This is a genomic window from Flavivirga algicola (genome assembly GCF_012910715.1).
Classification (GTDB): domain Bacteria; phylum Bacteroidota; class Bacteroidia; order Flavobacteriales; family Flavobacteriaceae; genus Flavivirga; species Flavivirga algicola.
Window position 1 is genome coordinate 393,593 of sequence record NZ_JABBHF010000004.1, and the last position, 24,761, is coordinate 418,353.

Sequence of the window (24,761 nt, forward strand, 5' to 3'; positions counted from 1 at the left end):
TCTTTTGCAATTGTATAAAGGTAAGACTACTCTAATTCAAAACGAGTATTTAAAGTTGTTTGAGAACTTCCTCCAATAAATATTTCAAACGTTCCTGGTTCAATAATAAAATCCCCTTGATTGTTGTAAAAACCCAAACTGGCCTTATTTAAAACAAAGTTTACGGTCTTGGTTTCACCAGCTTGTAACTCAATTAATTCAAAACCTTTTAGTTCTTTTACAGGTCTTGTTGTGCTTGCAACCAGATCTCTAATGTAAAGTTGTGCAACTTCTTTACCAGTCACTTTTCCTGTATTAGTTATGCCGACAGAAATATTGATAGTTTCATCCATACCAAATACTGTTTTTTCGAGAGCTAAATTCTCATATTTAAAAGTGGTATAGCTTAAGCCGTGTCCGAAATGGTAAAGTGGGGTATTTTCTACATCGCTATAATGAGACCAAAAGACCAACTCGGGATTGAAGGCATCTCTAACAGGTCTCCCGGTATTTTTATGGTTATAATATATAGGGATTTGACCAACATTTCTAGGGAAAGTCATAGGTAGCTTGCCGCTAGGGTTATAGTCACCGTATAATACTTGTGCTACAGCATGTCCCGCCTGTGTGCCAAGTTGCCAAGTCTCAAGAATAGCTGGAATATGTTTGTCGGCCCAGGTAATAGACAAGGGTCTGCCATTATTTAATACTAAAACAATGTTTTTATTTACTTTATAGATTGCTTCTAATAGTTCTTGTTGAACGCCAGGTAGGTTAATATCTGTCCTGCTTCTGGCCTCACCACTTTGAAAGCCATGTTCTCCCAAAACCATAACAACAACATCTGCTTTTTTTGCAACATCTATAGCCTCGTTAAATTCACTTTTGTCCGTAGTGTTTATTGTGAGTTCATTGACAAATTGCGTGTCTCCAACGGTTATATCAGCGCCTTTTTTGTAAATCAAGTTATTGTCTTTGTAGTTTTGCATACCTTCCAGTACAGAGACTCCTGTATTATCTTTTGATGCAATTCTCCAGCTTCCAAGTGGGCTATTTTTTTCATTTGCTAAGGCTCCAATTAGAGCAATGTTTTGTCCTTGTTTTTTTAGCGGGAGTAAATCATTTTCATTTTTAAGTAAAACAATAGATTTTTTTGCCATGTCCAGAACTACGTCTAAATGTTTTGGACTATTTACAACCTCTTTTTCTCTAGTTTCATCGCAATATCTATAGGGGTCGTCGAATAAACCCAATTCAAATTTTACAGTCAAAATTCTCCGAGCAGCCTCGTCAATAATTTTTTCATCAATAACACCGTCTTTTACTAATTGTTCTAATTCGGATACGTAGATATGCGATTCCATATCCATATCAGAGCCTGCTAAGGCTGCTATTTTAGCAGCATCCCTTTTGTCTTTCGCATATCCCCAAATAACCATTTCTTTTATTGATGCCCAATCGGTAATTACAAAACCTTTAAAGCCCCATTTATCTTTTAGAATATTTCTCAGTAAGTATTCATTTCCTGTAGCAGGAACACCATCGTATTCGTTAAATGCATTCATTAAAGTTTTAACATTAGCTTCTACGGCAGCTTTAAATGGAGGCAGTACAGTATTATGAAGTGTTGAGTTTCCGATGTCTACTGTGTTGTACTCTTTTCCTGCTTCAGAAAACCCATAAGCAGCAAAATGTTTAGCACAGGCGGCTATGGTATTAACGGCAGATAAATCATCTCCTTGAAACCCCTTAACCCTTGCTACTGCAATTTTGCTTCCTAAAAAGGGATCCTCTCCCGCGCCTTCCATAACACGTCCCCATCTCGGGTCTCTAGATATATCCACCATTGGGGCAAATGTCCAATTTATGCCAGCTGCAGATGCCTCGGCCGCTGCTACTTGAGCAGATTTTTCTATGGCTTCCAGATCCCAGCTTGCTGCTTCTGCTAATGGTATGGGACTTAGTGTTTTATAGCCGTGGATAACATCAAAGCCAATTATTAATGGAATTCCTAGTCTGGACTCTTCAACGGCAATTTTTTGTACTGCTCTAACGGCTTTAGTTCCTCTTACGGAAAGCATAGAGCCGACAAGACCGTTTTTTAAATGTTCATATTTTATTTCGGCATCACCATTATCAGGGGCAGGGCCTGTGACATCCCAAAAGCCATTATACTGGTTCATCTGACCAATTTTTTCTTTTAGTGTCATTATTTTAATAAGGGAGTCTACTTTTTTATTGATTGGATCTGTCTTAGAATAAGTTATAGTGTTGTTATTGTGATTATCGGTGCAAGCCATAAACATTATTGTTACTATTATATATTGAATAAGTTTAAATTTTATATTCATAATAAAGATGTTATTTTGTTTAAATTTTTGAAAATCAGATTTTTATATTTTTAGAAGTGTTATGAAAATTAATAGACATGTCTTAATTTTAAATTTGTATGGTACTATTTTTTCTTTATACTAAACAAATTTTATCACATCTAAATATAATATATTTTAATTCCTGTGTTCTGTGATACAACGTATGGAATTTGGTGTTTGTTCCTGATATACTGTATTTAAAGTCTTTTTGCTTCTTTAATAAAAGCTGAAATAATTCTTTTTATGAAAATATATTACAAAAATATAAGTATTAACACGTATTAAATTGTCTTTTATGATCAATTAATGATACTATTTTTTATTCAAAAAAAAGAAAACCACTTGAGTGGTTTTTAAATAAGTAAATGGTGGGGTGGTGGTTTTACAAAACACGTTTAATACATGCGTTGAAGTCTTCTCTAAATTCACTGGGAGTCGCATTTTTTTCTTTTTTGAAAATGCGATTGAAGTTTGCGATGTTGTTAAATCCACACTTGAAGCTTATTTCTGCAATGCTTAAATCTGTTTCTAGAAGCAATTTGCTAGCGTGGCTTATGCGGGTGCTATTTACATAAACAACAAAGGTTTTTCCCGTCCGTTTTTTTATAAATCGATTAAAAGAAACAGGTGTCATGTTTACTAAAGATGATATTTCATCTAATGATATTTTTTTATCAAAATTATTTTGGATGTAGTCGTAAACCTTTTTTATTTTTGAACTGTTCTCAAAGTCTTTTTTTTGTGTCGCAGAATTAGACAGCATACGTTGATTTCTTGAGTTTGCTAAATCATACAGTATAGATATAAACTCTAAATAGTAGTCTATACCGTCTGTTTTGCTCAGTTTTATAAGTCGTGGTGCCATATCCAAAGAAACCTTTTTTGAAAATAAAATACCATGAGCGGCTTTTTCAAACATATCCTTTATGGGTTTAAATATATTTCTTGCCAATAGTTTTTCATCAAGTAAATCGTAATTGATGTGTATAGTGATTTCGTGAATCTTTTTGCTCTGGCATTTATGTAGTTCCCAGCCGTGGACTAAATTCGAGCCCACAAAAACAAGTTCGATGTCGTCTATTTCTTCAATGCTGTCTCCGGCTATTCTTCTAACGCCTTTTCCGTTCTGTATAAAGTTTAATTCATATTCAGGATGAAAGTGAATAGGGAAATCGAAATCGTCTTTTACCCGATCAAACACTAAAAAACTGTCTTCAGGTGTTAGCTGGGTTATTTCTCTGTGTATGTTATCTAACATTGGGTGTGTTTTTTGTGATATTGTGAAAAATATATATTATTATTTGATAAAATCATATTATATGAATGTATATTTTGATGTTAAATTTGTATCACAAACTAAATGTTAACTATTCATTAAATAATAATAGGTTATAATTTTTGTTCATTACAAATCTACTCTATTTAATGAAATTATTAAAAATTATTTTTTAATAAACTAATTCACAATGATTTATGAAAAAAAAATTATTTAAAAAACTACTTTTTTTAGCAGTTTTTGTTTTGAGTTTTTCTATGTATTCTCAGAACATCACTGGTACTATTTCTGACTCTAGTGGTCCTTTGCCTGGTGCTAATGTCATAGTAAAAGGAACTTCCAATGGAGCTGGAGCAGATTTTGATGGAAAGTATAGTCTCTCTAATGTAGATGCCAATGCTATATTAGTTTTTAGCTATGTCGGATATGAGACACTAGAAATAGCTGTAGATGGGAAATCAGTTGTTAATGCAGTTCTTGTTGAAGATACTAGCGCCTTAAATGAGGTCGTTGTAGTAGGTTACGGAAAAACGTCTAGACGTTTGGTAACGGGAGCTATTTCTTCGGTAAAATCGGAGGATATTAATAGGACACCCGTTACGTCTGCAGATCAAGCCTTACAAGGTCAAGCACCTGGTGTAACAGTAATTAATGGAGGATCTCCAGGAACATCGCCGCAAGTTCAAATACGTGGTTTAGGAACCTTTGGCAATAGTCAGCCATTATATGTTATAGATGGTATTGTGTCTGGGGGGATTAATGAGATTAATCCTAATGATATAGAAACTATGGATGTGTTAAAAGATGCGTCAACGGCTGCTATTTATGGGTCTAGAGCTTCTAATGGTGTTGTAATTATTACCACAAAGAAGGGCCGATCTGGAAAAACAAAAGTGACCTTGGACTCTTATTTGTCTTCTCAAAGTGTTCCAAAGACATTAGATTTATTGGATACCAATCAATTTAGACAATTTGCAAGTGAAACTTATGGATTGCCTAATAGGTATACCACAGACGAGGCGTCCACAAGACTTAATACAGACTGGCAGGATGAGGTATTCCAAACGGCCTTTGTGCATAATACCAACTTGGGTGTGTCGGGAGGAAATGATACGGCTGTATTTAACATCTCTGCAGGTTATATCGATCAAGAAGGAATTATTATCAATACTGGTTTTAACAGATCGTCTCTAAGGGCTAACAGTGAATTTAAAATAGGTAATAAGTTTAAAATAGGAGAAACTTTGGCTATTGCAGATTCCGAAATGAAAAACGAAGAGGAGAATGGAGATAGGACATTAATAGAGCACATGATTAAATCATTGCCTTATACGCCGGTTTTTAATCCAAATAATCCTGGAGGCTTTGGTGGAACCGATACGACTTTAGATAACGGTTCGGATGCAGAAAACCCAGTAAGACTTCAAACCATAAGCAGTAATGTAACCGATATTACTAAAATACTAGGATCGCTCTATGCATCTTACGAATTTATTGATGGTTTGGAATATAAGTTTCAATATGGTTTTGAGAGAACATCGGTGTCTAATAATATTCATCGTCCTTCTTTTGACGAAGGGATTAATGAGCGTACTGCAGCACAACTCATTCAAAACGCCAATACGTTTAACTCGAATACTTATACAAATTCGTTGACCTATTCTACCGCTTTTAATGAGGTTCATAATTTGGATTTGTTGGTAGTTGCTGAAAAATTTGAAACGACAGCCCGTAATAATCAATCTCAAGCTTCAAACCCAATAACAAATACAGTGCCTGTAATTCAAGGAAATGGACAGATTACCAACCAACTTTTTGAATATGCTTTAATTTCCTATATCGGAAGGGTGAATTATAATTTTGATAATAAATATCTGTTATCGGCATCTGTTCGTCGTGATGGAACTTCTCGTTTTGGTAAAGGGAATAAATGGGCAAATTTTCCAGCCGTGTCTTTAGGTTGGGTGTTAAGTGAAGAAGAGTTTTTGAAAGATTCCAATACAATAAGTAACTTAAAGCTAAGAGGGTCTTGGGGAGTTACGGGTAATGATGGTTCTGTAGATTATGTTTTTGAATCAGGTTTAATAAATACGTATAATTATGTAGGTCTTAGTAGAAACGTGGGAGTCTCTAATTTTGGTAGCCCAAACCCAGATTTAAAATGGGAAGAAGCGACTATGACCAATATAGGTTTGGATTTAGGGCTTTTTAGTAACGCGCTTACACTATCCTTGGAATATTATAATAATGACATAGAAGATGTTATTGTACCAATTCCCAATGTAACGTCAGATGGTTTGGGAGCTCTTTTTACACAGCGTAATGGTGCATCGACGAATACTAAAGGGCTAGAGTTCAATATTGGTTATAATCATAATAAAGGCGGAGATTTTAGTTGGTCGGCAAATTTGAATCTTGGTACATCTAAAAACAAGGCTGTTCAACTTAGTGACGATCTGTTATTTATTGAAAGCTCTGCTTTTGAAGGTGAGAATTTATCCAGAATAACAAAAGGAGAATCATTATTCTACTTTTATGGACTTCAAACAGATGGTCTGTTTCAAGAAGGAGACGATACGAGTGCCCAGCCAAATGCAGCAGCAGGAGATATTCGTTTTGTAGATCAAAATGGGGATGGAACTATTGATGGTGATGATAATGTGAAAATAGGAAATCCATTTCCAGAACTTACCTATGGCTTAAACCTAACAGCTAATTATAAAAACTTTGATGCCACTTTATTTTTTAGCGGTGTAAGTGGCAATGATATATATAATACAACTATATATGATCTTGAGGGGATGACGCGTTTGTTTAATGCTGGTACCGCTGTGTTGCACAGATGGACGCCAACCAATACAAATACAACGGTGCCAAGGTTCGTGTCTAGTCATTCTGATAATGTGAATCGTTCAGACCGTTTTATAGAGGATGGTTCTTATGCTAAACTTAGAAATTTAACGATCGGATATAGTTTGCCAGGGTCAGTACTATCTACTATGGCCAATGGTGCTTTTTCTAAGTTTAGAGTGTATGCTACAGGACAAAACCTATTTACAATAACAAACTATTCTGGTTACGACCCAGAAATTGGAGGAAGTTCTACGGTAACTCCAAGACAACAATCTGCAGCTGCAGGGGTTGGTATTGATAGAGGGGTGTACCCGCAACCTAGATCATTTATTTTCGGGGTTCAATTAGCATTTTAATATAATATAAAAAAACATGAAAAAAATTAAGATCTTTTTTACTGGTATCGTAGTAATTACTGGAATTCTAATTTCCTGTAATGAATCGGATATAGACCTAACGAATCCAAATCAATCGTCACCAGAGACATTTTTTAAATCAAGTGTACAACTAGAAGCGGCGGTAACAGCAGCGTATACTTATCTTCAAGAGACGGGTAATTATGCGAGATATCAATTTTACATTAACGACAATGTTGCAGGAGAAAATTATGCAGCGGGAAATTTAGAAGCAGATAAAGTGCAAATGATCAATCGGGATGTTGATGAAGCTAATAATGGAAACAATCAATATTGGCAACATAATTACCAAGGTATCGGGCGCTGCAATTTTGTTATTGTAAATGAAGAAAATTTTGAAAATATACCTACTGCCGAAATAGCAGCAAGATTAGGAGAAGCAAGATTTTTAAGAGCACTTTTTTACTTCAATTTGGTAAATAAATATGGTGAAATACCCTTAGTGCTGGATTTGGAAATTGTTAGGGGTGGTCGGCCTAAATCATCAGTAGCAGATATATACAGTGCTATTGTTGCAGATTTACAGTTTGCGACAGCTAATTTGCCTGCAAAAGGAACGCAAGAAGTAGGAAGGCCAACTTCTGGAGCAGCTTGGGCACTTTTAGGAAAAGTATTATTGCAAAATGGAGACGCATCTGGAGCAAAATCAGCCTTAGCAAATGTAACGGGATATAGTTTAATAGACAATTATAGAGATAACTTTACTGTGGCAGGAGAACATAATGACGAATCTATATTTGAAGTAATTTATGATGAGTCTACAGGAGGTGGTGATTCTTGGAAGCAGAATGGTCTCGGAAATTCAGAGACATCATTCAGGGCTATGGAATACTCTGGATGGTATAATGTGAAGCCGAGTCAGGCGCTTTTAGATGAATATGAAGATGGTGATACGCGTTATGCGGATAATTTTTACTCCATTGATGCAGATGATAACGGAACGATGACCAACATATATAATGATGGTAAGAGTACATTTACTGCAGGTACGATTGGACCAGACGATAATCCAGCATGGAGAAAATATCAAAATTTAGATGATAGAAGTTCAGAGACTGCAGATAGTGGTATCAATGCCAGAGTGCTTCGTTATGCAGACGTGTTGCTAATGAAAGCAGAAGCGGAAATACGTTCTGGTGGTTCTGAAGCTGTAGCTTTAGGTTTTTTAAATGAAGTTCGGTCGAGAACATCGGTCTCTTTGCCAGATGTTTCAGTATCTGGAACAGCCGCAATCTTAGATGCTATTAAACATGAGCGATGGGTAGAATTGGCAGGTGAACAATCCAGATGGTTGGATTTGCAGCGGTTTGATAACGATACATACTTGTTGCCAATACCAAATATAGAATTACAGGGTAACACTAATTTATAAGAAGATTAATTAGTTTAGTTTTTTATTAATTTGATTTATCGGAAAATCCTGTATACTTGCTATGCAGGATTTTCTATATTTGTTTATCCCTCCAAAATTAGTTTCATTATGAGATTTCTTAAGTGCCTTTTCCTTTCCATTATTATAATCTCCTGCTCAAAAGATATTGACAAAAAACAGTTTACATTATTAAGCTCTAAAGCGTCGGGAATTGATTTTGAAAATTCTTTAACAGAATCAGATACTTTAAATTATTTCAACTACCCGTATATATATATGGGAGGTGGTATTGCTGTTGGCGATTTTAATAATGATAATTTACAGGACTTGTACTTTACAGGTAATATGGTTAGTAACAGACTTTATCTTAATAAAAATGCTTTGACTTTTGAGGATATTACTGAAAAAGCAAATGCAGGTTTGTCCAGTAATGATTGGTTTTTAGGGGCAACAACAGTAGATATTAATAACGATGGCTGGTTAGATATTTATTTAAGTGTATCTGGCAAGAGTGAGGATTGTCCAAATAAATTATTGGTAAATCAAGGGTTAAATGATAAGGGCTATATAACATTTAAAGAAGAGGCTGAAAAATATGGGATAGCAGATAAAGGACATAGTACACAAAGTACTTTTTTTGATTACGATAATGATGGCGACCTGGATTTGTATGTTGCCAATTATCCTATTACACCCTTTAAAACAGCTCCAGATACTTTTAGGCAACTTATAAGACATGCCTCTTCAAAACATTCGAATCATTTATATAAGAATAATGGAAACGGAGTATTTACAGATGTTACAAAAGAGGCAGGGGTTTTGTCGTATAGTTTAACTTTAAGTGCAAGTGTAAGTGATTTAAATAACGATGGCTATAAAGATATCTATGTTAGCAACGATTTTGCCAGTGCAGATTTTTGCTATATAAATAATGGAAACGGTACATTTAGAAATACTATTGAACAATCTGTGAAACATACAGCTTTGTATGGTATGGGGGCAGATATAGCCGATTTCAATAATGATGGGTTTTTGGATATTTTTCAAGCCGATATGGATGCCTCTACCAATAAACGATCTAAAGCCAATATGGCAAGCATGAACCCACAGGTGTTTTGGGATACTTATAAATCTGGACTTTATTATCAATATATGCATAATTGTTTGCAGCTAAATGCAGGTGTTTTAGATAGTGATAAAGCACCTCGGTTTAATAATATTTCAAGAATTTCGAACATCTCAAGTACCGATTGGAGTTGGGGACCGCTTTTTGCGGACTTAGATAATGATGGTTGGAAAGACTTGTATGTGTCTAATGGAACCAGAAGAGAAATTAATAATACCGATTTTTTTAATGCCATTAAAAAAGCTAAAAGCGCTTTTGGAGAAAAACAAAAGATTGATGGTCTTGAAAACTCATTAAAAATGCCATCGGAGAAAACAGATAATTTTGTTTTTAGAAACTCCAAAGATTTAACATTTGAGAAAATAAATAAGGCGTGGGGATTGGAATTCAAAGGCTTTTCTAATGGTGTTGCTTATGCAGATTTAGACAATGATGGAGATCTTGAAATTATTCTGAATAATATTGATGATAAAGCAGTGATATTTGAGAATAATAATAGAGAAAACAATAATTATATCACAATCCAATTTAAGGGAAAAGCTTTGAACTCTAAGGGTATTGGAACAAAATGTACAATTATAGCTGATGGCAAGAAACAATTTCAAGAACTAAGTTTAGAGCATGGCTATATTTCTTCCATGGCTCCATTACTTCATTTTGGTCTTGGAAAAGAAACGCTCATAGATACTTTAAATGTTGAATGGCAAGATGGCAAAACGCAAACCTTGACGCAGGTTTTGGTTAATAAAAAATTGGTGTTGAATTATGCCAATGCCACCTTGGGTAAAGAAGAAGACGTGTTGAAAAAAGAATCGTTTTTTGATTCAGAAAATAAGGCATTAGACTCTTTGTTCGTGCATATAGAAAATGAATATGACGATTACGCAAAAGAAATATTGTTACCTCATAAAACATCTACTTTTGGGCCTTACATATCTGTTGGAGATTTAAATAAGGACGGGTTAGACGACTTTTATGTTAGTGGTGCTTCAGGCCAGATGGGTGGATTGTTTTACCAAAATAAACAGGGGCTTTTTGATAAAAAGGAATTTGCTTTTAATAATGATGTGATTCATGAGGATATGGGATCTTTAATGTTTGATGCCGATAATGATGACGATTTAGATTTGTATGTTGTTAGTGGAGGAAATGAGTTTGAGTCTCATTCCCAAATGCTTCAGGACAGGCTTTATATAAATGATGGCTCTGGGAATTTATCAATATCTAAAAACGCGCTTCCAGAGATAGTTGACAGTGGATCTCGCGTTTATAATTTTGACTACGATAAAGATGGGGATCAGGATTTGCTTGTTTGTGGGCGATTGGTGCCTGGTAATTATCCGTCACCTGCCAAAACATATATTCTTAAAAATGTTAGTACGTCCCAAGGCATTAAATTTTTAGATGTTACAGATACTTTAGTCCCAGAATTTGATAAATTAGGACTAGCTACGTCTGCAAGCATTGACGATATAGATAAAGATGGCTGGGATGATATTGTCATAGTAGGTGAATGGATGCCGATACGTGTCTTTAAAAATAACAAAGGAAAGAACTTTACTGAAATTTCAGGGAATTTAGGGTTGACAGATACCACAGGATGGTGGTTTAGTATTGCCAGTGGTGATTTTGATAATGATGGTGATATTGATTTTGTAGCTGGCAATCTGGGGCTTAATTATAAATATAAATCCTTTGAAGATGAAACTTTCGATATTTATTTCAATGATTTTGACGGCAATAATAAAAAAGATATTGTTTTAAGTTATTATAACGAAGGAGAGAAATACCCAGTTAGAGGGCGTTCTTGTTCGTCGTCTCAGGTTAAAGCAATTAAAGAAAAATTTAAAACTTATAATGAGTTTGCCGAGGCAACACTGGTTGACGTGTATGGTGAAGAAGAATTAGAAGCTTCATTACACTACCAGGTGAATACATTTGCGACATTATATATTGAAAATAAAGGAGGTACATTCGTTTTACATAAATTACCAAACGAAGTACAATTATCTAGTAGCAATCAGATATTGGTAAAAGACTTTAATAATGACGGAAATCTAGATTTTGTAACAGTAGGAAATTTGTATGGGTCTGAGATTGAAACACCTAGGAATGATGCAGGGACAGGTGTATTTTTAACAGGGAATGGTCAGGGCGCATTTACGCCTTATTCAATTCAGGAAAGTGGGTTTTATGCACCCAAAGATGTTAAAGATCTGGCCTTAATAAGGGTGGGAGAGAAACAGATGATAATCGTTTCAAATAATAACGATATCCTCAAATTCATCGAAGTTAAATCTCATTAAAATCTTATAAACAATGGTGTTTGTTACTACTTTTTATAAAAAATATTGGTTCTGTATACTTGGTTTATGTCTACTCTTTACATGTAAAAACGAACAAGCTAAGGAGATTGTTGTTATCGAAAAGGAAACATTGTTTAAAAACTTGTCTTCAAAAAAGACAGGAATAGATTTTAATAATACCATACAAGAAAATCCTGGTAATTTCTTTATCGTTTATAATTATGCTTACAATGGAGGTGGCGTTGCTATTGGAGATATAAATAACGATGGACTTTCAGATATTTACTTTACAGGAAATCAAGTAGAGAATAAATTGTACTTAAACAAAGGAGATTTTCAATTTGAGGATATTACGGAATCGGCAGGTGTTAGCGGAGGAAAAGGATGGAGTAACGGGGTCGTTATGGTAGATATAAATGGCGACAGCTTTTTAGATATATACATTTGTAAAGGGGGATGGCGAGGTACAGATGAAGAGCGGGCCAATCTTCTTTACGTTAATAACGGTGACAATACATTTTCAGAACAAGCAAAACAATATCATATTGCAGACTCAGGGTTTTCTATGATGGCTTCATTTTTTGACATGGACAACGATAATGATTTAGACATGTATTTAATTAACCGTCCAAAGCGTTTTTTTCTTTCCCATAATGATATTCAAAAAGGTAAAGAAGCGCAAAGCCCTTTGTATAGAGATAAACTTTATGAAAACGTAAATGGTGTCTATAATGAAATTGGTCAAAAAGCAGGAATAAATCAAACCTATGCTTATGGGTTGGGTTTGTCGACTTCTGATTTAAATAATGATGGATTTAGTGATGTATATGTCGCTAACGATTATTTTGAGAGTGACTATTTTTTTGAAAATAAAGGCAATAAAACTTTTTCGCAAAACATTCAATCCATAACCAATCATGTGGCCTTTTATGGTATGGGGGTCGATGTGGTAGATTTTAATAATGATGGTTATGAGGATCTTGTAGAACTGGATATGACATCATCCGATCATGTTCGCGCCAAAACAACTATGGCTACAATGAATGTAGATGGTTATAATCGCATTTTAGAAGCAGGCAATCATCACCAATACATGCATAATATGCTCCAAATTAATAACGGAAATGGCTTTTTTAGCGAAATAAGTCAGTTTGCAGGTATCGATAAAACCGATTGGAGTTGGTCTTGTATAGGAAGTGATTTTGATAATGATGGATTGCGGGATTTGTTTGTTTCGAATGGGTTTAGACGGGATATTTTTGATAAGGACGCTACTAACAAATTTTCAAGATATATAGCATCCAAAGAAAAGAAACAACGGTCTAAAAGCGAAAACGTAGATTATATAGTAAACCTTTTTAACGAAAATAAAATCCATAATTATGTTTATAAAAATGATGGCGACCTAAAGTTTTCTGATAAAGTAAAGGATTGGGGGCTAGAGGCTATTAGCTTTTCTAACGGAGCAGCTGTAGGCGATTTGGATAATGATGGTGATTTAGATTTAATTGTAAATAATATTAATGACCATGCTTTTGTTTATGAGAACAAATCGGAGAAATCGGGCAATAGCTTTTTGAAAGTAAAGTTAAAAGGCCCAAAAAATAATACATTAGGGTTGGGTGCGAAAATTACAGTGTATAATAAGGATAGCATTCAATACCATGAATTGAAAAATGTACGTGGTTATTTGTCATCGGTAGATCCCATTGCGCATTTTGGTTTAGGAAAAATAACCACTATTGATTCGATAAGAGTTGTCTGGCCAGATAAGAAGGTGAATTTGCTGGCCAATTTAAAGGCTAATAGAATGGTAACAATAAATTACAAGAAAGCCGCAACTGCAAAGTTAGAAGAAGTTAAATACAATCCTATTTTTAAAGACGTTACCAGACATGTTTTTTTAAGAAAACCTGTTGTTCATAAAGAAAATGATTATGACGATTTTAAAGCCCAAATATTGTTGCCTCATAAACTGTCAACAGAAGGGCCTTGTATTTCAGTTTCAGATGTTAATAATGACGGATTTGAAGATTTTTATGTTGGGGGTGCGGTGAATCAAAGCGGCAAATTGTTTCTTCAAAAAAAGAACGAAACCTTCGAAGAAATCAAACAGGCAAGTTTTTTGAAAGATAAAAAATTAGAAGATGTCGCTTCAGTGTTTTTTGATGCTAATGGCGATGGGTTTACAGATTTGTATGTGGTTAGTGGCGGTAATGAGTTTCCTGAAAATGCTTCCGAATACCAGGACAGATTATATTTAAATGATGGAAAAGGACATTTTACTAAGTCGAATACGATTCCAAGAATAGCATCCAGTGGCGGTTGTGTATTGCCTTTAGATTATGATAATGATGGTGACATTGATTTGTTTGTTGGTGGACGATTGGTGCCAAATCGTTATCCAGCTTCTCCTAAAAGCTACTTGTTACAGAATAATTCGGGAGTCTTTGTAGATGTTACATCCCAATTTGCTAAAGATTTAGAGTTTATGGGTATGGTAACAGATGCGGCCTGGCAGGATATAGATGGTGATTCTAAAAATGAATTATTAGTGGTTGGGGAATGGATGCCTATAAGTTTGTTTCAAATAAAAGAAGGTGTCTTTAAAAAGACGAATCTACCAGCATTTAATAAAACAAATGGTTGGTGGAATACTATTGAAGCAAAAGATATTGATCTTGATGGCGATGTAGACTTTGTATTGGGAAACCTTGGTGAGAATTATAAATTTAAGGCTAATGAGGATAAACCGTTTTATGTTTTTGCTTCAGACTACGATAAAAATGGAACAAATGATGTCTTTCTTGCTAAAGATTATAAGGATAAAATTGTCCCAGTGCGAGGCAAAGAATGTTCAACAGAGCAATTACCTGGCCTATCTAAAAAATTCTCTACCTATAATGCGTTTGCAACTGCAGACATAGGAACCATTTTAGACGATAAAGCCCTTGCATCCCAAAAACATGAAGTCTATATGTTTCAATCAATATTTTTAATTAATGATGAAGGTACTTTGAAAATTAAAAAACTTCCAAGTCAAGCACAATACTCCACAGTTCAGAGTGTCGTAATAAATGATTTTAATAAAGATGGTGTGAACGATATTCTGCTTGCGGGAAATAAACTTAATGTTGAAATAGAAACCACTCGAGCAGATGCATCTTTAGGTTTGTTTATGGAAGGTCAAGATAATTTTGAATTTAAGCCAAGGCAAGTGAATTATAGCGGTATATTTTTGCCTGAAAATGTAAAAGCATTAAAACCTATTAAACTAGGTAATGCAGTTAATGAAAACAATGCTGTATTGATAGGTGTAAATAATAGTTATTTAAAATTGTTAAAATACTAATTTTGACTAAAAATGAGGTTATTAAGAAGAGAATAGGTTGCGTGTTATTTAAATGTAAACGAAACAAAGGTTAAGTATTGGGTATCAACAAAAAAAGACTGTCAAATTATAGACAGTCTTTTTTATTTAAAGATATCGTGGTATTAGTGACCAGCTTCTTTCTTTACTTCGTCAACTTTGCTTTTTACGGCATCAGCAGCTTTGTCAACAGCCTCACCAGCAGCATCGGCAGCGCCTTCTACGGCTTCACCAGCAGCATCGGCAGCGCCTTCTACGGCTTCGCCAGCAGCGTCAACAGCTTCACCAGCAGCTTCTTCTACAGCATCAGCAGCGGCATCAACAGCTTCACCAGCAGCATCGGCAGCATTTTCAGTAGCATCAGCAGCAGCTTCTACAGCAGCGTCAGCAGCTTCCTCAGCTTTTTTAGTATCTCTACAAGAAGTAAAAGATAAACCTAGTACTAGTAATAAAGCGGTACTTAATAATAATTTTTTCATTGTTCTTTGTTTTTAGTGTTAATTATTTAAGTGTTAAAATACTGATTACTAATCAAGTATTAAAATACGTATGACGAATTTAATAACTTTTAGTATATTCTAAGAGTTTTATGTTAATTTTTTTAACATTTAATCGGTAAAATACCTTATATACGCAGATAATCTAGTATTTGGATGACGGCTCCTTTATTTTTTCTAATATAATCGCCGTTATTTTTTCCAGAAGACATTCGTTTTTCCTTATTTTGAATCAATTCGTTTAAAATGGTATTAAAATCTTTTTGATTGGAAACAGAAAACATACCGTTTATATCTATCATAGCTTTAGCTTCGGGGAATTTTTCATGATTAGGACCAATAATGATAGGTATAGCAAAAACAGCAGGTTCTAAAGTGTTGTGTAGGCCAGTATATCCCATAGCGCCGCCTACATAGGCAATGTCTGCATAACTATAAACCTTTGAGAGAATTCCAATAGTATCTATTATAAAAACGGAGGCATTGTTTAACTGCGTCTCATCTTTTTTAGAATACAATACAGATTTGGTATTTAATTTTTCTTGAATGTTATTTATTTGTAATGTTTTTATATTATGGGGTGCTATAATAAACTTTACATTGTTATGGTCGCAGGAGTTAATATAATTAATTAATAGGTTTTCATCTTCAGGCCATGTACTGCCAGCGACGAGACATAATTTATTTCCTTTGAAATTTTCTATAAAACTTAGGCTATTATCCAGTTCCAGTTGACTAAAAACACGATCAAAGCGCGTATCTCCACTAACAGTCACTTCATTGTAGTTTATGGATTGAAGTAACGTTTTTGAAACTTCATTTTGAGTAAAAATGTGTTCAAAAGAGCATAAGGCCCGTCTTAATTCTGCACCATAAAACTTAAAATAAGATTGATTTTCCCTAAAAGCAGCAGAAATTAGGATAGCACGTAAATTTCTTCTTTTTAATTCATTTAAAAAATTAGGCCAAATATCGTATTTAACAAAAATGGTAAGTTCTGGGTTAACAGTATTAACAAATCGTTTTGCATGGCTATTGCTGTCCAAGGGTAAGTAAACAATAACGTCTGCAATAGGCGAATTTTTACGAATTTCGTAGCCAGAAGGCGAAAAGAAGCTAAGTACTATTTTATGTGCCTTATATTGTTTTCTCAGTTCTTTAAAAACTGGAAGTCCTTGTTCATATTCACCTAAGGAAGCACAATGAAACCATAAAGTTTTATCGTTAGCATTCAAGCGGTTTTCAAGAACTTTAAACGTATTTTGACGACCAATGACGCCCTTTTTAATCTTCTCATTAAACAGGGAAGCACATTTTAATCCAAAACGTGCTATATGAATACCTATGTTATAAATAAAACTCAATGCTTTTCTTTGCTGCTAAAATACATTTCTTTGAAACAAATTCATTGGTTAGCGTAAATGAATTTTGTAATTTTGTAGGCAGCTAATCCCTATATGGGTGTTCATAAAAATAAGTCTTTGCTGTTTTGTTTGAAATAATAAAAAAGACTGCAATTTTTTTTAGATGAAGAAAATTCAAATGGTTGACCTTAAAGGTCAGTATAACGACATTAAAGATGTTGTTAACCCTTCTATCCAAGAAGTTTTAGAAAATACCGCATTTATAAATGGACCTAAGGTTCATGAATTTCAAAAGAATTTAGAGCAATATTTAGGAGTTAAACATGTTATTCCTTGTGCCAATGGCACAGATGCCTTGCAAATTGCTATGATGGGGCTAGGTTTAAAACCAGGCGATGAGGTGATTACTGCCGATTTTACTTTCGCTGCAACTGTGGAGGTCATAGCATTATTGCAACTAACACCAGTTCTAGTAGATGTTAATGAGGATGATTTCAATATAAATATCGAAGCCATTAAAAAAGCGATAACGCCTAAAACCAAAGCTATAGTACCCGTGCATTTATTTGGTCAGTGTGCTAATATGGAGGCAATTATGAACATTGCTAAAGAACATGATTTATTTGTAATAGAGGATAATGCGCAGGCAATTGGAGCTTCTTATACATATAACGATGGTAGTAAGGCTAAAGCAGGAACTATTGGGCATGTTGCCTCTACTTCCTTTTTCCCATCTAAAAATTTAGGTTGTTATGGAGATGGTGGAGCCATCTTTACTAACGATGATGATCTGGCGCATACCATTAGAGGAATAGTTAATCATGGAATGTATAAACGCTATCATCATGACGTTGTTGGGGTAAATTCGCGTTTGGATAGTATTCAGGCAGCAGTTTTGGATGCTAAATTACCACATTTGGATACGTACAGCAAAGCACGTCAAAACGCAGCAAAAAAATACAATAAAGCATTTGAAGGGTGTGGGAATGTCATAACACCAAAAGTGTTAAATGAGTGTTTAGATAAGGACGATACGTGCGATTGTCATGTGTTTCATCAATACACACTTAGAATAAAAGGCATTGACAGGGATGCACTGGTAAAACATTTAAATGCCAACAATATACCTTGTGGTGTATATTACCCGATTCCGCTTCATAATCAAAAAGCTTATAAGGATGCAAGGTATAATGAGGCAGATTTTAGTGTGACAAATCAATTAGTTAAAGAAGTCATTTCTTTACCCATGCATACAGAGTTAGATAACGAACAAATAGAATATATAACATCAACAATTATTAAATTTATAAATGGATAAAATATTAGTTACAGGGGGATTAGGATTTATAGGATCACACACCGTAGTTGAATTACAAAATAAGGGTTACGAAGTTGTAATAATTGATGATTTATCGAATTCTAGCATCAAAGTTTTAGATGGAATTAAAGGAATAACAGGTAAAGCTCCACTATTTGAAAAACTGGATTTAAAAGATAAAGCTGGTGTAGAAGCTTTTTTTAAAAAACATAATGATGTAAAAGGTGTTATACATTTTGCAGCTAGTAAGGCGGTAGGCGAAAGTGTAAAAGAACCTTTATTGTATTACGAAAACAATTTAGGAACCTTAGTTTATATTTTAAAGGAATTACAAAAATTACCATCAGCAAGTTTTATCTTTAGTTCTTCTTGTACTGTATATGGTCAAGCAGATGAGTTGCCAATAACAGAAAACGCTCCAGTAAAACAAGCAGAATCTCCTTACGGAAACACAAAGCAAATTGGAGAAGAAATAATTAGGGATACCTGTAAAGTAACAGATCATTTAAAAGCCATTGCTTTACGTTATTTTAATCCAGTTGGAGCACATGAATCAACCATGATCGGAGAGTTGCCAATTGGAGTGCCGCAAAACCTAGTGCCTTTTATTACACAAACAGCTATTGGCATTCGTAAAGAATTATCGGTTTTTGGTGATGATTATCCAACACCAGATGGCACCTGTGTTCGAGATTATATTCATGTAGTAGATTTGGCAAAAGCGCATGTTGTTGCTTTAGATCGTTTACTTCAAGACAAGAACAAATCTAATTATGAAACTTTTAATTTAGGAACAGGAAAAGGAAGTTCGGTACTTGAGGTTGTTCAGTCTTTTGAACGCGTTTCTGGAGTAAAACTAAATTATAAAATTGTAGATAGAAGAGAAGGCGATATTATCTCGGCTTATGCAGATACCAATAAAGCAAATGATGAATTAGGTTGGAAAACCGAATTGAGTTTAGATGATGCCATGCGTTCTGCTTGGCAATGGGAACAAAAGGTTAGAAAAGAGGAAGCCTAATAATTATTTTTCATTAAAGGAGTTACCCTAAAACAGGTTGACAGTCTTAATAAATTAAGCCAGAACATTTATTTGTTCTGGTTTTTTGTTGTGTAAAATTAATATTCAAATGTTTTGATTTATGTGCATCTTGGGTTTGCTCCAATCTAAGGTAACATGTTTTCTTGGTCATACCAAAGCAGTGTTTCTGTTTTGGAGAGCATTGACTTTTTGAATTTGTTTTATATGCTGTGTTTCTTTGTTTTTTATAATAAGTCGATTTTTCGTCAACTTATTTCAGGACGAACCAAAAAAATATAAATAGCCTGTGCTACGGTTTTATGATTTATTTGTAAATAATAGGCTACAAATTAGCTTTTTTAGAGGTATATTATTATCGGGAGTTACTTTTTTAAGGTTTTTTTAAGAAGTTTAAACCCCTTTATTTATATATTTCATAGTATGTTGCTTAATAAGCATTGCGTTAGCTATTCCAATCAATCCATTTTATGCCTTATAACTCAAAAATATTGTTTTTTGTTTTATACTTATTTGTTATATCCAACAAATTGGTTGCTGCTCCAAAATTAAATATAGCTCGTACTTTACCCTTAACGCAAATTGATAGTCTAATAAAGCAGAAAAATATCAGTAATGATATGACCCAGTTAGAACTATTGATACTTTATCACGATGCTATTGCCGAAAAACACCCCGATTCGATTAAAATATTCAAGAACTTGGCCATATTAAATGCAGACCTTGGTCAACCAGAAGATGCATTGCTTTTTACCGAAAAATATATTGAGAATTCATTAGATTTTTCAATTTTAAATGATCGTGCTTATGAAGTAATTAGTGATACAAAAGAATATGGATATCTTAATAAGAGGTATTTATTTAAGGTAACGCCCTTGGTGTTTGTATATTTTTATGCGGCTTTAATAGGCTTTTTCTTTATGGTGCTAATAAACTTCACTAAGGGAGCTAATAGGAATGCTAAAATATTTATAGGTAGTTTCGTCGGAATACATTCTTTATTTATTCTTGAATTTGTTTTGTACATGTCCAACATACAATATGAATTTCCGCATACCTATAGAATGTCATCTGCCTTTTCATTATTATATGGGCCGTTGTTGTATTTTTATTTCAAAAGCATTACACAGCATTATAAATTTAAAAAGATTGATCTACTTCATTTCGTGCCAACTTTATTTCTGCTTGCTTTCATAATTCCTGTTTATTCTTTGTCTTCGCAGGAAAAGGTTAAGATGATATTATCTATATATACACCTTATAAAAGTCATGGTACAATAATTTTTATTTCTAAAATAATATCGTTAGTTGTTTATGCATTTCTCATTGGTAGGCTTCTCAGGTTTAGTAAACAAAATAGTGATAAAGCTAAAGTTGTTAATACCCAGAAAAAAGATAAATGGAAAAGAACTATTTATAGAATTCACATAGCGTATATTATTTCATATATAATCTATGGAATATCGGCATTTGGAGCATTTGGTAATCTTTCCAGTTTTATTTATCATATTCAAATTGGAGCAATGGCGATTATGATCATTTATATTGCATTTATGGCATATGTAAGGCCTGGTATATTTGAGCATGAAAATACTTTGCAAAATCATGAAGGACTTTTGGAGAAATATCAAAAGTCAGGACTCACGAATGCCTTGTCTCAAGAGCTTAAAGAAAACTTGATTAAGCTGTTTGTTGAAGATAAAATTTATAAAGAAAACAATATAAATCTTGAAATACTATCTCAAAGGTTAAACACGACACGACATAATACGTCCCAAATAATAAATGAACATTTTAATATAAACTTTTTTGAGCTTATAAATAAATTTAGGATTAAAGAAGCTATTAACATTCTTAAAGAAGATGTTCACGGAAGTCTTAATATTATTGATATAGCTTACGAGGTTGGTTACAATAATAAAGTAACATTTAACAAAGCCTTTAAAAAGGAAACCTCCTTAACCCCTTCAGAGTTTATAGACTCGCAGCTTAAAAAGAATATATACGAGTAAAAATAAGGTAAACTATCTTCGGTAAGGTAAGGTATTATAAGAATTACCTTCAAATCTAAGCTTTATTCCTTCTTTTATTGTTGCAATTGTAATAAGGTAAGGTGGTAACAGAGCTTTACTTAAAATATATTAGATTCTTCTAAGCTTTAAATTCATTATGTAGAGTATAATTTTTTTGAATTAGTCACTTAAAAAAAATCTTTACTGCCTTCCTTATTTTCAATCTGCACTGACTAATTCAAATAAACATATTTATGAGAGTAAAAAACTACTATCTAGTACTAGTGTGTTTTGTGTTTGGTATTATATCAACATTTGCACAAGAAAGAACTATTACTGGTAAAGCTGTTGACCAAGACAATTTACCATTGCCTGGAGCTACAATTCGGGTTAAGAATTCTACACAGGGGACTTCTACAGATTTTGATGGAGTTTATTCTATTAAAGTAAATCAAGGAGAAACTTTAGTATTCAGCTTTGTTGGTTATGAAAATCAAGAAGTTACTGTTGGTACATTAAATACCATTAATGTTACCTTACAGGAAGATACCACAACTCTTGAAGAGGTTATTGTTGTAGCGTATGGATCGCAAACAAGAGAGTCCATTGTAGGAGCTGTTGGTGTTGTGTCGAGTGCTACAATTGAGACACAACAAGTAACATCTCCGTTAAGAGCATTACAAGGAGCCGTTCCAGGGTTGAGTTTATTGACTGCTGGTGGTCAACCAGGAAATAATCCTATTATAAGGATTAGAGGGATATCTAGTGAAAGTTTAGCAAGAGGACCTCTAATTGTTGTGGATGGTGCACCGTTTAATGGTAACCTTAGTACAATAAGTCAAGACCAGATCGAATCTGTTTCTGTATTAAAAGATGCGTCTTCGTCAGCTTTGTACGGATCAAGAGCATCTGGAGGTGTTATATTAATTACGACCAAAAGAGGCCATATAGGTGCAGCACCAAAAGTAACCTTAAGGTCTCAAATAGGAATCTCTAATCCAACTATTGGGATTCACAATTTAGCTGCACCAGAAGATTATTTAAAATTAACTTGGCAAGCTTTAAGGAATACTAATCAATACGAAAACGGTGAAACAGCAACATTAGCTGCCCAAAATGCAACCAACGGATTAGTAGATTATTTAGGATATAACCCATATAGCGTTGCAAATCCAATAGATACCAATGGTAATTTGGTGGCTGGTGCTAACTTATTGTGGAACTCCAATTGGGAAGAAGAAGTCATTAGAGAAGATTATCTTAGAGTAAATCATAACCTGAGTATCTCTGGTGGTGGCGATAAAACAAGATATTTTATGTCTTTTGATTATTTAGATGAAGAAGGACCAGTTGTTCCTTCCGATTTTGAAAGAGTTGCGACTAGATTAAATTTAGAAACTCAAATAAACGATTGGTTTAAAGTAGGACTTAATACCAGTTTCTCCCGTTCCACTTCTAATAATCCGGATCAAACGAGTGGAAGCACAACTCAGGCAATTTCTTGGATCTATGGATTGTCCAGTATTTATCCTATATACGCCCGAGATGCTAATGGTGCTTTAATTAGAGACGCAGCAGGAGACCGTATTTTCGATTTAGGAAACGGGCTTGTTACTGGCCAAGCGGTAAATAGTACGAGACCAGTCTTTAATGGTGAAAACCTTTTAGCTAGTTTAACCTTAGGAAAAGAAAGGCGAGTACGAACCAATTATTTAGCAAATGCTTTTGCAGAGATCAACCTTACTAAAGGTTTAACATTTAGAACACGGTTGAGCTACGAAAATTATTTATTTGATTCTTTTAGTTTTGATGATGATAAGATTGGTGCGGCATCTAATGTGCAAGGGCGTGTATCGCAAGATAGAGATCTAACAACGACTCTTAATGCCATTCAGTCTTTAAATTATAAAAATAGTTTTGGCGCTCATAATATCTCTATTGATGCGATAACAGAAGCTTATACAAATACCCAAGACGATTTACTGTCTCAAGGAACTGGTTTCTTACCAGGGATAGAAAACTTAAACGGGAGTACAACACCAGAAACAGTTGGAGGCAACATAATTACATCTAGGATTAATAGCTACCTAGGCAGGGTAAATTATAATTTTAATGAAAAATATTATGGCGAGTTTTCAATAAGAAGAGATGGTTCGACACGTTTTAATGAAGATACCAGATGGGGTAATTTCTTGGCAGGAGGTATGAGTTGGATTGTCTCTAAAGAGAATTTTTTAAGAGATAATAATACGCTTACATTTTTAAAACTTAGAGGGTCTTATGGCGAATTAGGTAATAATAGAACCACAAGTCGTTTCCCTTTTCAATCTGTATTTCAAACGGGTTTTGTTAATGAAGGTAATTCGGGAATATTATTAGAAGGTGTATCTGATATCAATTTAAGATGGGAAAAAGTAGAGTCCTTAAATATTGGGGCAGATTTTGAATTATTTAATGGAAAGATATCGGGTACTTTAGAATATTATAATAAAGAGTCTGTAGACCTAATTTTAGATAAGCCATTGCCACGGTCTTTAGGCGTTAATAAAATTGTTACAAATATAGGTTCCATTAAGAACTTTGGATGGGAAGCTTCTCTAAGATCGGTTAATTTTAGTACAGATGATTTTACATGGACAACAGGAATTAATTTTGCATTAAATAAGAACGAATGGACTAAGTTACCACAAGATGAGATTTTAAGTGGTTCCAAACGTTATAGGGTTGGTGGTTCCATTTTTGATTTCTTTATTCGAGAGTGGGCAGGCGTAGATCCTGCTGATGGACGCGGAATGTGGTTTATGGACGTATTGGATGGCAATGGTGATGTTATTGATAAAGTGACAACGAAAAGCTATGATGATGCAACGAGATACGAACAAGGAAAATCATCGCTACCAGATATAGAAGGTGGATTTACTTCTTTTATTAGATATAAACAGTTTGATTTAAATGTGTTGTTCAATTTTAGCTTTGGAGCTTATTTGTTAGATTCAGATTATTCGACACTTATAAATCCTTTCGAAAACCCTGGAGGAAGTGCGCATCCCGATAATTTTAAAGCTTGGCAAAACCCTGGAGACCTTACCAATTTTCCATTATTGTTAGCTAGTAATAACGATCATGCATCGCGTTCAACCCGCTTCTTATTTAAAAATGATTACATAAGATTGAAAAGTTTAACGCTTGGTTATAATCTTCCAGAGTCATTAATTGAAAGAATAGGGCTGAGCAAGTTAAGGCTGTTTTTACAAGCAGATAATATTTTTACCTGGCAATCCCATAAAGGAATTGATCCAGAGCAGGCATTTAATGGTATTACTACAAATAGATCGCCATTATCAAAAACTATTACCTCAGGGGTTCTTTTAGAATTTTAAAACCAAAAAATTGAAGAAAATGAAACCAACAGGGTTAAAATCATTGTTAAGCATTCAATAAAATAATTGTTTTAATCGTCA

The 24,761-nt window shown here is 34.1% G+C and carries 12 protein-coding genes; 8 read left to right on the forward strand and 4 right to left on the reverse strand.

Annotated features, from left to right (window positions below; translation table 11 throughout):
- Positions 1 to 26: 26 nt before the first annotated feature.
- Both bglX and HHX25_RS09145 read right to left on the reverse strand, forming a co-directional pair.
- Complete coding sequence (gene bglX, locus HHX25_RS09140) at positions 27 to 2,279, reverse strand: beta-glucosidase BglX (RefSeq protein ID WP_240964431.1); 2,253 nt, start codon at positions 2,277 to 2,279, stop codon at positions 27 to 29.
- 454 nt (positions 2,280 to 2,733) lie between these two features.
- Positions 2,734 to 3,609 (reverse strand): AraC family transcriptional regulator, encoded by an 876-nt coding sequence (locus HHX25_RS09145; protein ID WP_169672382.1) that lies wholly within the window; start codon positions 3,607 to 3,609, stop codon positions 2,734 to 2,736.
- 215 nt (positions 3,610 to 3,824) lie between these two features.
- Here HHX25_RS09145 and HHX25_RS09150 point away from each other — a divergent pair, with 215 nt between their 5' ends.
- The 4 genes from HHX25_RS09150 (at position 3,825) to HHX25_RS09165 (ending at position 15,052) form a co-directional block, all read left to right on the forward strand.
- The gene (locus HHX25_RS09150) at positions 3,825 to 6,836 is read left to right on the forward strand and encodes a SusC/RagA family TonB-linked outer membrane protein (protein WP_169672384.1); all 3,012 of its coding nucleotides are present in this window, start codon (positions 3,825 to 3,827) and stop codon (positions 6,834 to 6,836) included.
- Between the two features lie 16 nt (positions 6,837 to 6,852).
- Positions 6,853 to 8,268 (forward strand): RagB/SusD family nutrient uptake outer membrane protein, encoded by a 1,416-nt coding sequence (locus HHX25_RS09155; RefSeq protein WP_169672385.1) that lies wholly within the window; start codon positions 6,853 to 6,855, stop codon positions 8,266 to 8,268.
- Positions 8,269 to 8,376: 108 nt separating this feature from the next.
- Positions 8,377 to 11,700, forward strand: a complete 3,324-nt coding sequence (locus HHX25_RS09160) for a VCBS repeat-containing protein (RefSeq protein WP_169672387.1) — start codon at positions 8,377 to 8,379, stop codon at positions 11,698 to 11,700.
- Between the two features lie 13 nt (positions 11,701 to 11,713).
- On the forward strand, positions 11,714 to 15,052 hold the full coding sequence (locus HHX25_RS09165) for a VCBS repeat-containing protein (RefSeq protein WP_169672389.1): 3,339 nt from the start codon (positions 11,714 to 11,716) through the stop codon (positions 15,050 to 15,052).
- Between the two features lie 143 nt (positions 15,053 to 15,195).
- Here the strand turns inward: HHX25_RS09165 and HHX25_RS09170 are convergent, their stop codons facing one another.
- Both HHX25_RS09170 and HHX25_RS09175 read right to left on the reverse strand, forming a co-directional pair.
- Positions 15,196 to 15,549 (reverse strand): hypothetical protein, encoded by a 354-nt coding sequence (locus HHX25_RS09170; RefSeq protein WP_169672391.1) that lies wholly within the window; start codon positions 15,547 to 15,549, stop codon positions 15,196 to 15,198.
- Positions 15,550 to 15,695: 146 nt separating this feature from the next.
- Positions 15,696 to 16,931, reverse strand: a complete 1,236-nt coding sequence (locus HHX25_RS09175) for a 3-deoxy-D-manno-octulosonic acid transferase (RefSeq protein WP_169672393.1) — start codon at positions 16,929 to 16,931, stop codon at positions 15,696 to 15,698.
- 163 nt (positions 16,932 to 17,094) lie between these two features.
- Here HHX25_RS09175 and HHX25_RS09180 point away from each other — a divergent pair, with 163 nt between their 5' ends.
- From HHX25_RS09180 to HHX25_RS09195, 4 genes are all read left to right on the forward strand, one after another.
- Positions 17,095 to 18,249, forward strand: coding sequence for a DegT/DnrJ/EryC1/StrS family aminotransferase (locus HHX25_RS09180; protein ID WP_169672394.1), 1,155 nt, complete (start codon positions 17,095 to 17,097; stop codon positions 18,247 to 18,249).
- Complete coding sequence (gene galE, locus HHX25_RS09185; protein ID WP_169672396.1) at positions 18,242 to 19,270, forward strand: UDP-glucose 4-epimerase GalE; 1,029 nt, start codon at positions 18,242 to 18,244, stop codon at positions 19,268 to 19,270. Before HHX25_RS09180 ends, galE begins: the two co-directional genes overlap by 8 nt.
- A gap of 488 nt (positions 19,271 to 19,758) precedes the next feature.
- Positions 19,759 to 21,300, forward strand: coding sequence for a helix-turn-helix domain-containing protein (locus HHX25_RS09190; protein ID WP_169672398.1), 1,542 nt, complete (start codon positions 19,759 to 19,761; stop codon positions 21,298 to 21,300).
- Positions 21,301 to 21,554: 254 nt separating this feature from the next.
- Positions 21,555 to 24,680 carry a SusC/RagA family TonB-linked outer membrane protein gene (locus tag HHX25_RS09195; RefSeq protein ID WP_169672400.1) on the forward strand — a complete coding sequence of 1,042 codons (3,126 nt, stop codon included), beginning with the start codon at positions 21,555 to 21,557 and terminating at the stop codon, positions 24,678 to 24,680.
- Positions 24,681 to 24,761: the final 81 nt, after the last annotated feature.